Origin of the sequence: Acinetobacter sp. CFCC 10889 (assembly GCF_003268395.1) — a bacterium.
Lineage (GTDB): Bacteria > Pseudomonadota > Gammaproteobacteria > Pseudomonadales > Moraxellaceae > Acinetobacter.
In genome coordinates this window covers 66,680-79,269 of sequence record NZ_LQXQ01000018.1, presented here as the reverse complement: position 1 = coordinate 79,269, position 12,590 = coordinate 66,680, and the positions used below count along the sequence as shown (strand labels likewise).

10 protein-coding genes and 1 pseudogene are annotated in these 12,590 nt (G+C 38.2%); 5 read left to right on the top strand and 6 right to left on the bottom strand.

Translation table 11 applies throughout. From position 1 onward, the window contains the following. Positions 1 to 4: 4 nt before the first annotated feature. The 3 genes from ispE to AVJ19_RS08895 are packed head-to-tail and all read right to left on the bottom strand — an operon-like array spanning position 5 to position 3,152. Complete coding sequence (gene ispE, locus AVJ19_RS08905) at positions 5 to 832, bottom strand: 4-(cytidine 5'-diphospho)-2-C-methyl-D-erythritol kinase (protein ID WP_111859378.1); 828 nt, start codon at positions 830 to 832, stop codon at positions 5 to 7. A gap of 22 nt (positions 833 to 854) precedes the next feature. Next, entirely contained in the window at positions 855 to 1,433 is a 579-nt protein-coding gene (gene lolB, locus AVJ19_RS08900) for a lipoprotein insertase outer membrane protein LolB (RefSeq protein ID WP_111859377.1), read from the bottom strand. A 6-nt stretch (positions 1,434 to 1,439) separates the two neighbouring features. Next, positions 1,440 to 3,152: a tetratricopeptide repeat protein gene (locus AVJ19_RS08895; RefSeq protein ID WP_111859385.1), complete on the bottom strand. Its 1,713-nt coding sequence runs from the start codon at positions 3,150 to 3,152 to the stop codon at positions 1,440 to 1,442. A 77-nt stretch (positions 3,153 to 3,229) separates the two neighbouring features. Here AVJ19_RS08895 and hemA point away from each other — a divergent pair, with 77 nt between their 5' ends. After that, positions 3,230 to 4,513 (top strand): glutamyl-tRNA reductase, encoded by a 1,284-nt coding sequence (hemA, locus tag AVJ19_RS08890; RefSeq protein ID WP_111859376.1) that lies wholly within the window; start codon positions 3,230 to 3,232, stop codon positions 4,511 to 4,513. Positions 4,514 to 4,572: 59 nt separating this feature from the next. Here hemA and AVJ19_RS08885 read toward each other — a convergent pair whose 3' ends face one another. Both AVJ19_RS08885 and AVJ19_RS08880 read right to left on the bottom strand, forming a co-directional pair. Then, complete coding sequence (locus AVJ19_RS08885; RefSeq protein ID WP_111859375.1) at positions 4,573 to 6,471, bottom strand: DNA primase; 1,899 nt, start codon at positions 6,469 to 6,471, stop codon at positions 4,573 to 4,575. A gap of 147 nt (positions 6,472 to 6,618) precedes the next feature. Then, a complete protein-coding gene (locus AVJ19_RS08880; protein WP_111859374.1) occupies positions 6,619 to 7,710 on the bottom strand; it encodes an outer membrane protein assembly factor BamD in 1,092 nt (363 codons plus the stop codon). Between the two features lie 71 nt (positions 7,711 to 7,781). Between AVJ19_RS08880 and rluD the strand changes: the two are divergent. After that, positions 7,782 to 8,833: pseudogene (gene rluD, locus AVJ19_RS08875) on the top strand (23S rRNA pseudouridine(1911/1915/1917) synthase RluD). A 47-nt stretch (positions 8,834 to 8,880) separates the two neighbouring features. Here rluD and AVJ19_RS08870 read toward each other — a convergent pair. Continuing rightward, the gene (locus AVJ19_RS08870) at positions 8,881 to 9,654 is read right to left on the bottom strand and encodes a DUF4882 family protein (RefSeq protein WP_111859373.1); all 774 of its coding nucleotides are present in this window, start codon (positions 9,652 to 9,654) and stop codon (positions 8,881 to 8,883) included. Between the two features lie 149 nt (positions 9,655 to 9,803). On the opposite strand from AVJ19_RS08870, the gene pgeF reads away from it, so the two are divergent. The 3 genes from pgeF (at position 9,804) to AVJ19_RS08855 (ending at position 12,590) form a co-directional block, all read left to right on the top strand. After that, positions 9,804 to 10,544, top strand: a complete 741-nt coding sequence (gene pgeF / locus AVJ19_RS08865) for a peptidoglycan editing factor PgeF (protein WP_111859372.1) — start codon at positions 9,804 to 9,806, stop codon at positions 10,542 to 10,544. Between the two features lie 39 nt (positions 10,545 to 10,583). Then, on the top strand, positions 10,584 to 11,138 hold the full coding sequence (locus AVJ19_RS08860) for a flavodoxin family protein (RefSeq protein WP_111859371.1): 555 nt from the start codon (positions 10,584 to 10,586) through the stop codon (positions 11,136 to 11,138). A gap of 177 nt (positions 11,139 to 11,315) precedes the next feature. After that, on the top strand, positions 11,316 to 12,590 hold the full coding sequence (locus AVJ19_RS08855) for a hypothetical protein (RefSeq protein WP_111859370.1): 1,275 nt from the start codon (positions 11,316 to 11,318) through the stop codon (positions 12,588 to 12,590).

Genomic DNA, 12,590 nt, shown 5'->3' with positions numbered 1-12,590 from the left:
TCATTTATGCTGTGAAATGAACTAAAGGTGATTCATTTAAGCTGTTAACCATATAAGCTTTACATGGAGAATTTGCTAAAACATCATCAATATTCATATTCTCAGTTATTTCAACAAAAACACAAGCACCTGTACCTGTGAGTTTTGCTTTACCGAACTGATCTAAGTAACGCATTGCTTCATCGACTTCAGGGTACAACTTTCGAGCGAGTGGCTCAAAGTTATTTCCAAAAACAGATGAGTTCTGTTGATAGGCGCAAAATTTAGTAGGCTTCGTATCTCTTGTCAATGTTTTTTGTGAAAAAAGCAGTTGAGTGCTGATAAAACAATCAGGTTTTAACACAATGTATCGTTTTTGATCTAAGTCTATGAATGTTAAGTGTTCGCCAATGCCTTCTGCCCATGCATTTTTACCATGTACAAAGATTGGCACATCTGCGCCTAATTTTACCCCAAGTTCTGCAAGTTCAGCGATATTTAGACCACATTGCCAAAGTTGGTTGACTACGATGAGTGTGGTTGCAGCATTGGAAGACCCGCCACCTAAACCCGCACCCATTGGAATATTTTTTTCAATTTTAATGCTTAAACCTGTCGCTGTTTGGGCAAAAGGTTTTAAAATTTGTGTGGCTTTATAGATTAGATTTTGTTCTAGATCAACATCGTTAAAACCCGCAATCGAAATTTGTTCATCATTGGTTGGAAGAAATTCCATCCAATCATATAAGTCGATCAGTTGGAAAATACTTTGTAATTCATGATAGCCATTGTCACGGCGACCTGTGATGTGTAAAAACAAATTTAATTTGGCTGGGGACGGCACACGAATCATAAGGTTCTAAGCTTTTTTCAGATTAACGATTTTGAATGATCATTGTAATACGATTTTCCTGTCCTGCTTCTAAAGCTTGTTTTAAAATGAGCTTATTCGGTAATGCAGCGGCATCGTTATAACTTAAGTCAACAGTCCAACCATCTTCTGCGATGTGGGTTGGTCGTTGTTGCTCATCTTTGTCAACTTTGGCTGTTGTCGTTGCTGGTTTGGCTTGTACCCAATCGACAATATGAGTGATCGGTGCGACCCAACCCGTTGCACGCTCAAGCAGTTCTTCTGGTGTTTCAGCCGTGATTTCACCTGTTTTAGCGCTATTGAGAGTGACTTGACCAGACTTTCCTTCAATAACAGTTTTACCAATGCCTAAAATACCAGTGAGCTGGATGTCAAAGTTTTCATTATTTTGTTGCCATGTATAAAATGCACTGCCTGACTGTTTTGGCGTTTTGATACCAATTTTTCCTTCAAGGCTAAAATTTTGTGCATCTTGTACTTGCGATGTTGTGGGCTGTGGTGCTTTGGCGTATTGTTGACAACCTGTTAGGGCAAAGCTTGCCGTTGCAATTGCGGCAAAAAATACTTGAGCAATGAAACGCATAAAAAATTAACTCTTGTTTAAGTGTTGTGGTAACAATAATGAATCAAGTTGCTGCAATTCAGCATCATTTGGATGATTTTGTTTGAGTTGTTGTAACACTTGATTAAATTGTTCGAGTGCCCCTTGCATATAAAGAGATTTTGCATAACGCACACCGATATTGATGCTGCCACTCATGTTATAGGCTTTGCCAAGAACTTTCGACGCTGTACTAAAGTCATTCTGTAAGAAAGTGATATAACCTAATGTATCTAAAATAGAGGCTTGTTCAGGGGCAAAATCCAACGCTTTTTCAGCATAACTACGAGCTTCTTGCAAACGACGGTTTTGTAAAGCCAATGTATAAGCATAGGCATTTAAATAGGTTGGGCTATTAGGTTCTAAGACCAGTAATTGTTTCAGTGCTTTATCTAATTGCTCTTTATTTTGATAAGGATCTAGCAATAAAACTTCTGAATATAACAGTTCAGGATCATCAGGTAAGTTCTGTACGGCTTCACTCAATAAGCGCAAAGCAGCTTTTTTATTGTCCATTTTCTTTAAAATTTCAGCTTGGGCTTGGTACAAAAAGCTCGCATGCTGTGGATAATTGACCCGTTCTTGAGTTAAAAAACGCAGAACGTCATTCAGTTTTCCTTGATGATCATAAATTGAAATCAGGTTACGGCGAGAAACTGTGTAGAGATTACCATCGACCAACCGATAATATGCTTTGGCAGTCTCAAGTTGTTGTTTGCGTTCAGCATTTACCGCTAAATAAAAATAAGCATCGTTTTGATATTTACTCGAATAGCGTAGTTCAACCAAATATTGTTCAGCCAAATCATATTTTTTCAGGTCAATTGCAGTTAAGCCTGCAATAAACAATGCTTCCTCTGCATCTGGCCACGCTTTGATGATTTTTTCTAGTTTGTCTAAAGCCAATTCAGGTTGGTTGATTTTGGTTAAATAACGTACTTCTGCAAGGCGGACTTCAAGGTTGTATTTGTGTTTACGACTACTACGTTCATACCAATCCAAAGTCTGCTGCTCATCACCTAAAGCCATGAGTAGATTGGCTTTCATGAGAATAAAACCTGTGACTTTAGGGCGTTTTTTGAGTGCCTTATTCACCGTTTCTAAAGCTATTTCAATATTATTGTTTTGTGCTTCTAAACCTGCAATAAGAATCAAAACGGATGGATTATTTTTTTCTTTACTGGCGTGTAAAGTTTGGAGGAGGTTTAAACGGTCTTCCTCTGATTCAGGTGTGATGCCTGCTAAAATCTGTTCTAGATCAGCATTGGCATCGATATTTAAAATACTGTCTAAGGTTTCCGCAGCGAGTTGGTATTCATGGGCTTTTAGGGCGATATGCGCCAAATAGAACTTTGCAGGTACATCCTCAGGTTCTTGTACGACCCAATGCGTTGCAATATCTAAAGCCGCTTGTAGGTCATTATGTTCAATCGCAATATCAAGTGCACGTTGTTTGATAGAGGTAGAGTTATTACGGATTGCAAGCACAGTATAGTTGTGCAAAGCTGTAGGTGTGTCATGATATGCCAAGGCAAATTCAGCAATCATGCTTTGTTTTAATGCTTCTGTATTATAATTTGCATGATACAATTCGCTAGCGGCTCGAATATGAGCGCTAGAAGCCATGCTACCGACAAGTAAGAATGTGGTAGAATATTGCTTAATTGTCGTGCCGTTAATGCGGCTGCTTATTTGACGCAATTTTTCTTTATCCAAGTATGCTTTTTATGACACCGTTATTGCACAATAGCATAAATTTAGCGAAATGATGATCTGATATGTCTTTCTTTGCATTGGGTGTCAACCATCAAACTGCTTCTGTAGAGCTTCGTGAAAAAGTCGCTTTCAATCCTGAACGCTTAAGCACTTTGCTGGCAGAACAGTGCCAACACCATGAAATGAATGATATGGTGGTGGTTTCGACCTGTAATCGTACCGAAGTTTATGCCATGGCGGAAAATGCCGATATGGTATTAGATTGGCTCGCCCAAACAAATGGTATTGATGTAAAACAATTGTCAAATCATGTATATCGTTATGAAAATAGCGATGCGGTTTCGCATTTAATGCGAGTCGCAAGTGGTTTAGATTCGCTCATGCTTGGTGAACCACAGATTTTAGGTCAAGTCAAAACAGCTTTAGCTTTGGCAAAAGATGCACATATTGTTTCGCAAAATCTCAATCAAATTTTTGAATATGCCTTTTACGCTGCCAAGCGTGTGCGTTCTGAAACAGCCGTAGGCAGCCATGCTGTTTCAATGGGCTATGCAGTTGCACAGTTGGCGCTACAAGTCTTTAGCCGCCCCGAAAAATTGACTGTTATGGTTGTTGCAGCAGGTGAAATGAACAGCCTTGTAGCAAAACATTTAGCAGAAATGGGGGTAGCTAAAATCCTCATTTGTAATCGTGGGCGTGAGCGTGCTGAAAAGTTGGCACAGGAAATCGCACATCGTGTGGATGTGGAAATTATTCCATTTACCGAACTTGCAGAAAATTTATATCGTGCAGATGTGATTTCAAGCTGTACAGGCAGTTTGTATCAGGTGATTTCATTTGCAGATGTGAAAGCAGCTTTGAAAAAGCGCCGTTATCAGCAAATGTTGATGGTTGATTTGGCTGTACCTCGTGATATTGATTCAAAAGTAGAAAGTTTGGATGGTGTGTATTTATACGGGGTGGATGATCTACAATCGGTGATTGATGAAAATCTTGCACATCGTCGTCAGGCTGCGGTTGAGGCTGAGGTAATGGTAAATCAATTGGTCACACAATTGGTTACTCAGCAAAAAATTAACAATGCAGGTGAAACCATTCATCAATATCGTCAGCAAGGCGAGCAATTGAGCCAGCTTGAATTAGCCTATGCTTTACAACGCATTCAGTCAGGTGAAAATGCAGAGCAGGTTTTAAAAGATTTTAATCATCGTTTAACGCAGAAGCTTTTGCATCCAACCTCGATTTTGCTGCGTAATGCTGCAAAAGATGAAGATCCTTCGCATTTTGAATGGTTAAAAGAAAATATTCAGGATATTTTTGCAAGTGGTCGCAAAGTGAAATTCTGATGTACAAAGTCATAAGCTGAAGTGATTATTGATCTTTTAATCAGTTGGTGTTTTTTAGCTTAACTATGCACCAATTTTAAACTAATTTTCTTGGTTAATTCATTCAATTGTTGGCGTAAATTACGAGATTCACTGAGCGAGGTTGGTGCTTTCATTTTCTGACGTAAATATTTTTCTTGTAAAGATAACGAATATTCTGCGGCAACTTTGTCAGCAAGTTCAGGGGCTTCGATCAAATTTTGAATATTCGTCCGCTGCATGATCTCAGACAATTCTAAATGATAGCGACTACAAGCCCCTAAAATATAATAAGTTGCCAGTTCTTGATCATCAGGCAAATCATCAAAAATAATGTCGAAAATAGCAAGCACTTTGGCAAGTAATTCATCTGACTGAATAAATGCACGTAACACTTCAAAATGAATATATAAAAATGGGTGTTGCATCAAAATTGCCACTGCAAAATCTTCATCTTTGGTACGAATATTAAAAGACAAAGATGCATCTAAACTTACTTGTGGTTGCCATTTTTTATTAAAGCCTAATTTTTCACGGAAAAATTGACGTAATAAATAACGATACGAACCTTGTTTAGGAAGTAATTCAACCAGTTGATTCAGTTCAGCCATGACCTGACTTTTGCCTTCAGGTGTGGTGATGGCATAATTTTGACTAAGCAAAGCAAACAAAAAATCAGACAGAAGCGGTGCGCTTTGCCATAAACGGCGAAAGGTTTCCATGCCTTCTTTACGGATCAATGAATCAGGATCATGCTCTTTGGGTAACACAAAAAATTTGAGTTCTCGTCCATCATTCAGCAGAGGTAAAGCAATTTCTAGCGTTCGACGAGCAGCTTTTTGTCCTGCGGCATCACCATCAAAAGCGATGGTAATCTGGTTGTTTTGTTTAAATAAAATTCCCAAATGGTCTGCATTACTTGCAGTTCCAAGCGTGGCAACTGCCCCTGAGATGCCGTACTGCTGTAAGGCAATGACATCCATATAGCCTTCAACCATGAGCCAGTCTTGCGCACGTTCTTTACGACCTTCATACAAACCATAGAGTAATTGATTTTTATGAAAAACTTCGGAATCAGGTGAGTTGATGTATTTCGGTTTAATCTCATCATTGAGCGCACGACCACCAAAACCAACGACACGACCTTTGCTATCTCGTATTGGGAAAATGACTCGATCACGTAACAGATCAAAATCACGCCCACTGTCACTGGTCCGGATCAGACCAAGCAGTTTTAAGCCTTCAATATCTTGTGGAAAGGCTTTTTCTAAATGTTGCCAATCTTCGGGTGCATAACCCAAACGCCAGTATTGAATGGTACTTTTACTTAAACCACGATGTTTAAAATAATGTTGTGCGCTTTTGCTATGTGGTAGTTGTTTTTCATAAAACTGGGCAATATTTTCTAAAAGATCGTATAAATTACCATCTTGTGGAATTTGCTCATAATTTGACGTATCGAACTGTGTTGGATCAAAATTTTCAAAGTCAGGATATTGGTTAAATGCCTCAAATGGATCAATCTCCATTGGCATTGTACTATCGGTTGTTGGTGCAATATTGGGTTGATCTACGACTTTATTTTCAATAATAGGTTGTGCTTTTATTGCTTCACGTTTGTACGATAGTTTTTTATTATCTTGGTTATCTTTAGGTAGTTCGATACCCGTTTGACTTGCAAGGTCTTTCATTACATCGACAAAATTGCGATGGTCAATGTCCATTAAAAAACGGATAGCATTACCATTGGCTTGGCAACCGAAGCAATGAAAATATTGTTTGTCACGATAAACGTGGAAAGAGGGCGATTTTTCCTGATGAAAAGGGCAACAACCTGAATAGGTGCGACCTGTCTTTTTCAATTTCACACGCTGACCAATCAAATCGACAATGTCGGTTCGATCTAAAATTTGGTCAATCGTATGCTGAGGAATCGCCATAAATAAAAGCCAAGTGGGCAACAAAAAATAAGTGGGTCGACAAGTTTAGCTTAGATTAGGCAAGGCGTATATGTGTATTGAATTTGCTTACACATAAAAAAGGCAGAATCAAAATTCTGCCTTTATCATCGCAACACATCCGCTAGCTTATTGCTCAGTTTGCTCAGTTTGCTCAGTTTGCTCAGTTTGCTCAGTTTTGGTCGGTTGTGTACGTTGACCATCATATAAACTTTCATCTGCACGTGCAGGCTCAGAAGATACCGCACGATCTGGGCGACCCAACAAACCAAAAGTCGCACGATTTAACAAACTTGGTTTATCTTCAGCAGAAGCATTGGTTTGTGTAGAAGTTTTTGCTTCTTCAACTGTGCCGCGAGTTTTTTCACTACGACCAAAAATACCCAAAGTCGCACGGTTGAGTAAGCTACCATCTTTACGTGCAGCACGTAAATTGACTTCGCCATTCGATTTAACGAGATGTGGGTAGTTGAGTTTTAAAATATCAACATATTGTTTAGATGTTGCTTTGTCGCCAAGCTTGTCATAACCATATGCCATAGTTGCTAAAGCTTCAGGAATTTGTGGGGTTTGTGGATAATGTTCAATCACCCATTGTGAGCGTTCAACAGCAGCGAGATAGGCTTTACGTTTGAGATTAAAACGCGCAGCATTCATTTCACTTTCAGCCAACTCTTGCCCAATAAATGTCATACGTTGTGCAGCATCTACCGCATATTGGCTACTTGGATAACGACGAATAAAGTCTACAAAATTTTGATAGGCAATTTTTAAATAACTAATGTCACGATGCGCTTGTTTCAGTGAGGTATAGCGCATGATGCCGTCATAGTTCATTTCCATATTTGCTACACCACGCACGTAGTAAGCATAATCCACGTTTGGATGCTGTGGATTTAAACGAATAAAGCGTTCAGCATGCGCAATGGTTGCTTCATAATCTTTCTGTTTAAACTTGGTATAAATCAATTCTAATTGCGATTGCTGCGCATATTGACCTGTTGGGTAATAGGTATCAAGCGCTTGTAATGATTTTTCAGCATCGCCATATTGACCTTTTTCTAAGGCTTTCATTGCTTTGTTGTAATAGCTTTGCTCACTTGACTGAGGACCAGTATCAACCACTTCTTTTTTACTTGGATTGCTGCTACAGCCTACAAATGCCGTTGCGATGCTCAAAGATAAAGCAAGCATTGTAACTTTATAACGTGGTAGCGACATAAAAATTCCTCTGTTTATACGGGCAATAGGCTACAATTGCGCTATTAAACCACTTTTGTCCGAATGAGCAAATGACTTCAGCACAATCTTCTAATTCTAATTTCTCAGAAAATGATTTCAATTTACTTGAAGATTCTGAGGATGCAGATAATCATACTTCAGCCTTAACTGCAACACGTTTATCGTTGCAATTTCAATTGGATGAAAGTTATTTAGGTCAACGCATCGACCAAGTTGCAGCCGCCGTTTGGAGTGATTTTTCACGCGAAAAACTCAAGCAGTGGTTGAAGGATGGTTATTTGTTGGTAAATGGTAACATTGTTAAGCCAAAGTACAAATGCGAAGGCAATGAATTACTTACGCTAGAGGTTGAGTTAGAGGCACAGACTTCAGCACAACCTGAAAATATTCCTCTAAATATTGTCTTTGAGGATGATGATATTATTGTGATTAATAAGCCAGTGGGCATGATTGTTCACCCCGGTGCAGGTAATCCAAATGGTACTTTGTCAATGCACTACTTTACCATTATCCAAAATCTGCCGAACTCACTCGTGCAGGCTTGGTACATCGGATCGACAAAGACACCAGTGGCTTATTGGTAGTTGCGAAAAATTTAGAAGCACAATTTTCACTGAGTAAACAACTGGCGAAAAAATCGGTTTACCGTATTTATGACTTGATTTGCTATGGCAATATCATTGCAGGCGGTACGATTGATGAACCAATTAAACGCCATCCTGTTGATCGTGTGAAAATGGCGATTCTTCCGGGTGGGCGTGATGCGGTGACACATTATAATGTCAAAGAACGTTTCCAACATTTCACCCGTGTACAAGCACAGCTTGAAACTGGGCGTACGCATCAGATTCGTGTACATTTCACATATATTGGTTTCCCTTTGGTAGGTGATCCTGTGTATATGAGCCGTGTTAAAGTGCCTGCAGGTGCATCAGAACTGTTAACTGATACTTTACGAGGTTTTAAACGCCAAGCCTTACATGCTGCAAAATTAGGTTTAATTCATCCTCGTACTCAAGAAGAAATGTTGTTTGAAGCACCTTGGGCGGATGACTTTAAGACATTGGTAGATGTACTTCGTACTGAAAATAAAGCCTATTGATAAAATAAAAAAACTGCTCAATTTGAGCAGTTTTATTTTAAAGCTATTTAGTTTTCACAAATATCTTTTGTTCCTGTTGGGAAAGTATTTGTGAATTTTGATTTATCTGTAATGATTTCTTGAATATAGTCTTTGTTTATGTAAGGTGAATTACTTGAAAAGCCTTGAAATTGTACTACTGGTGAATAAGTAAGGGATTTTAGTTTAGAGGAAAATGAGCCGACATATCCCAAATTTTGTTTATTAATTATAATTCCTAACTGATTTGTATTCTGATTTATGTATATTCCTAAATTTTGAATAGATGAGCTGCTTATAGGTTGAGCATGACCATATATTGCATCTGCTTCTGTAGATGTTGCTCCTGCTTTGGGAGAAGTAGCTAAAATAAATACTACATTTTTATTGTTATTTTGATCTGATAATGCACCATTATTTACATAAGTAATTATTAGACTGTGCATCTTATTATTACTATCCATCATCATAAGTTGATAGCCTTGTAATATTTTTGATGCTGTTAGTGTTGTTGGGATGGTTGTTGTATTGAATTCTAGACCAAAAACTCCTGTATTTGGAAGGGGGAATAACCCAGTGAGTTGGTTTGTGCTGTTTATGCCGAATGCACTTGGAATCGCAGCATATTTTATTTCGGTATTTGAATTTAAAATTTTATATGAAACTTTTTGATTATTTATTAAAGGGTATTTTTGGAATGTTGAATCATTAGGAACAACTCCATTTAAATCATAGGAACAAGCTGCGTATGCAGAACCTATATTCAAAAGTAAGACGCTTAAAAACAATGATATTTTTTTCATATTTAACTCTTTTTATTGTGTAGTATTTTTAAATAATACACGTGTTTAAAAACATTGCAACTTTTAAGATATGTAATGTATAAGGTTAATAAGATGCTTATTTAGTAGAGAAAAGTTAAAATATAATAAAATTTTTCGATGGAATTAATATGCAATTTGTTCAAGGATTACCACAAGGCGTATTTGTCGGACAAACTCAAATCCAACATCCGCAAGCGTTGCCACCTATACAACCTGAACTTGCGGGATTTAACTTGGCATTGCATGTGAATGATGATCCTGTGCGTGTACAAAAACATCGCATGATTTTATTGGATGAATTTTCCCAATTTGGTGTCAATAAAATCACGTGGATGACCCAAACGCATAGCACCATTTGCCATACCATCAATGCGCAAATGCCTTTTGAAGCATTAATCGGTGATGGTTTGGTGACACAGCAAAAAGCTCATGCTTTGATGATGATGACAGCAGATTGTTTACCAGTGGTGTTGGGAAATGCTGAAGGTACAGAAGTTGCTAACCTACACGCGGGTTGGCGTGGGCTTGCAGGTGGGATGATTGAAAATACTATTACCGAGATGCAAACTCAGCCAACCTGGGCATGGTTGGGTGCTGCGATTAGCCAACCTTGTTTTGAAATTGGTGCAGAAGTCAAAGCAGCTTTTTGCGATAAATATCCTGAACTTGCAGATGCATTTAAAGCAGGTGAGCAAGATGGAAAATATTATGCAGACCTGTATGCCATTGCCCGATATATTTTGAAATTACATGGCGTGACTTTGGTGTTGGGCGGTGAACAATGCTCTTATTTACAAAACCAAGAATTTTATTCTTATCGCCGAAATGCCAAAACAGGGCGCATGGCGACATTCGTCTTTATACAGTAATTCATGTAAACTTGAGTAAATCTGTTTGTTTTTATTGATATGTCACTGATCGCTAAAACCCTTGCTATTGTTTATCACAGTCCCTACGGACACACTGCAAAAGTTGCGCAGCATATTGCACAAGGTGCAAGCAAAGTTGGTGTGACTGTGCATTTGATGAATATTGAAAATATTGACTGGGACATACTTGACCAAGCAGATGGCATTATTTTTGGTTGTCCAACTTATATGGGGAATCTCACTTCAGGTTTAAAATTGTTCATGGAACAATCCTCTAAACGTTGGTTGGCACGTGCGTGGCAAGGCAAACTTGCAGCAGGTTTTACCAATGGAGGAGGACTCAGTGGCGACAAACTCGCAGTCCTTCAACAGATCAATCTTTTTGCCATGCAACATGGTATGTTGTGGACAGGTTTACCCATGATGCCCACAGGACGAGGTACAAATGATCTTAACCGAATGTCGAGTTTTTTAGGATTAATGACTCAATCAGACAATGCACCTGTGGATATCACACCTCCAAAAGGTGATCTGGAAACCGCAATTTGGTTTGGTGAATATGTTGCGTTATTGTTAATGAGAATAATTAAATAATTATTATTTAAACAAGTGGTTAAAAAATAACAATTGCAAAATACATCACGAAATTTTTCTATTGTGTAATTTTTGTTAAGTTGTTCGCTTTCATAAGTTTAGTTTTAATGAATAATACTCCAACGTGTTGATGGAATCGACACGGAATAAATAAAATAAAAACTTGGAGTAGATGTAATGACAACTACGAGATTGGTCATCTCTGGTGCTTTGCTGTCGTTGTTTATTGGTTCAACACACGCAGATGACACAACTTTAAAATCCCTTTCAGATTCAGAGCTTTCAGAAGTGCAAGGTCAAGCACTGATGAATCTTACTTATACTGATCCTTCCAAAGCCAATGCTTCTATGGCATCACAAAATATCGGGTTTTATAAACTCGGGATGGAAGCTGAACTTGAGCTAAATGCCAATATTAAAAAATTACAACTCGGTTGTGGTGGGATCAATGGTGCAAATGGGTGTGATATTGATATTGATAATTTAAGTCTGTCTGGTGTCGCAGAAACACGTGAAGGGCGTGTTGGTTCGTCTGCAAAAATGACCAATCCATTTATTGAATTTGCCATTAAAAATCCAAACTCAGCTTCTACCCGTGAAATGATGGGTTTTCGTCTCAGTGCTGAGAAAGTTTTGGGGATGTTAACACTTGGTGAGGAAAATACAGGAACACCCAATGGTATCAATAGCCTTAGTGGTTATATGAAAATTAAAGAAACCAAAGGGACTGCATTTACTGGCGCAAGAACTCTTAAATCATCAGATGTGGGTGGACAGCAGATCAGTGGTAAAATTAGAGGGATAGGAACTTATGGTTTTAATACAACTGATTATAATTTAAATCTGCAATCAACACAGGCGGATATCCTAGTAGGAGAAACGGCAATTACAGGTCGTCGTATTAATACTGCTCAATTAAAAGGAAAAGCGGATATTAACGAGTTGTTTTTTAATGGCGGCATTAGTGCGAGAATTCAAATACCAATTATCAATTTAGTATCTATTCCTATTAATGCAAAAGGTAGTATTACTGGATTAAAAGCGGATTTAGATATTTCTGAAAACCTTGGGTTTATCCATAAAATCAATCTGAATAATCCATTTTCATTGTCACTACAAAAACAAGATATTAATTGGAGTGGTTCTACAGTTGCAGCCCGAAGAGGATGGTGGTTAGCAATTGAAGATCCTATTGATATTGGTCATCTTAATCCTACTGATCAAGTTCAAATTACCAATGATGTGTTATCTCAAGTGATACAGCCACTATCAACCTATTTAACTGATCATCCAACAGATTGTAGTGGTATTACAATTATTAGTTGTGTGGGAGGTGTAACCATCCCACCTGTAAATTTAGCAGGTCAAACAGTTAAATTTCCATTGAAGGATATTCAACTTGCCACACAAAACTTCGCCCCAAACTGTTATGGTAGTTTAAAGTTTTGCTAG

Bases quoted from the DNA above. Each gene is read 5' to 3' on its own strand.
- AVJ19_RS08870 (WP_111859373.1), bottom strand. From the start codon at position 9,654: ATGAAAAAAATATCATTGTTTTTAAGCGTCTTACTTTTGAATATAGGT.
- lolB (WP_111859377.1), bottom strand. From the start codon at position 1,433: ATGCGTTTCATTGCTCAAGTATTTTTTGCCGCAATTGCAACGGCAAGC.
- ispE (WP_111859378.1), bottom strand. From the start codon at position 832: ATGATTCGTGTGCCGTCCCCAGCCAAATTAAATTTGTTTTTACACATC.
- AVJ19_RS08885 (WP_111859375.1), bottom strand. From the start codon at position 6,471: ATGGCGATTCCTCAGCATACGATTGACCAAATTTTAGATCGAACCGAC.
- hemA (WP_111859376.1), top strand. From the start codon at position 3,230: ATGTCTTTCTTTGCATTGGGTGTCAACCATCAAACTGCTTCTGTAGAG.
- AVJ19_RS08880 (WP_111859374.1), bottom strand. From the start codon at position 7,710: ATGTCGCTACCACGTTATAAAGTTACAATGCTTGCTTTATCTTTGAGC.
- AVJ19_RS08855 (WP_111859370.1), top strand. From the start codon at position 11,316: ATGACAACTACGAGATTGGTCATCTCTGGTGCTTTGCTGTCGTTGTTT.
- pgeF (WP_111859372.1), top strand. From the start codon at position 9,804: ATGCAATTTGTTCAAGGATTACCACAAGGCGTATTTGTCGGACAAACT.
- AVJ19_RS08860 (WP_111859371.1), top strand. From the start codon at position 10,584: ATGTCACTGATCGCTAAAACCCTTGCTATTGTTTATCACAGTCCCTAC.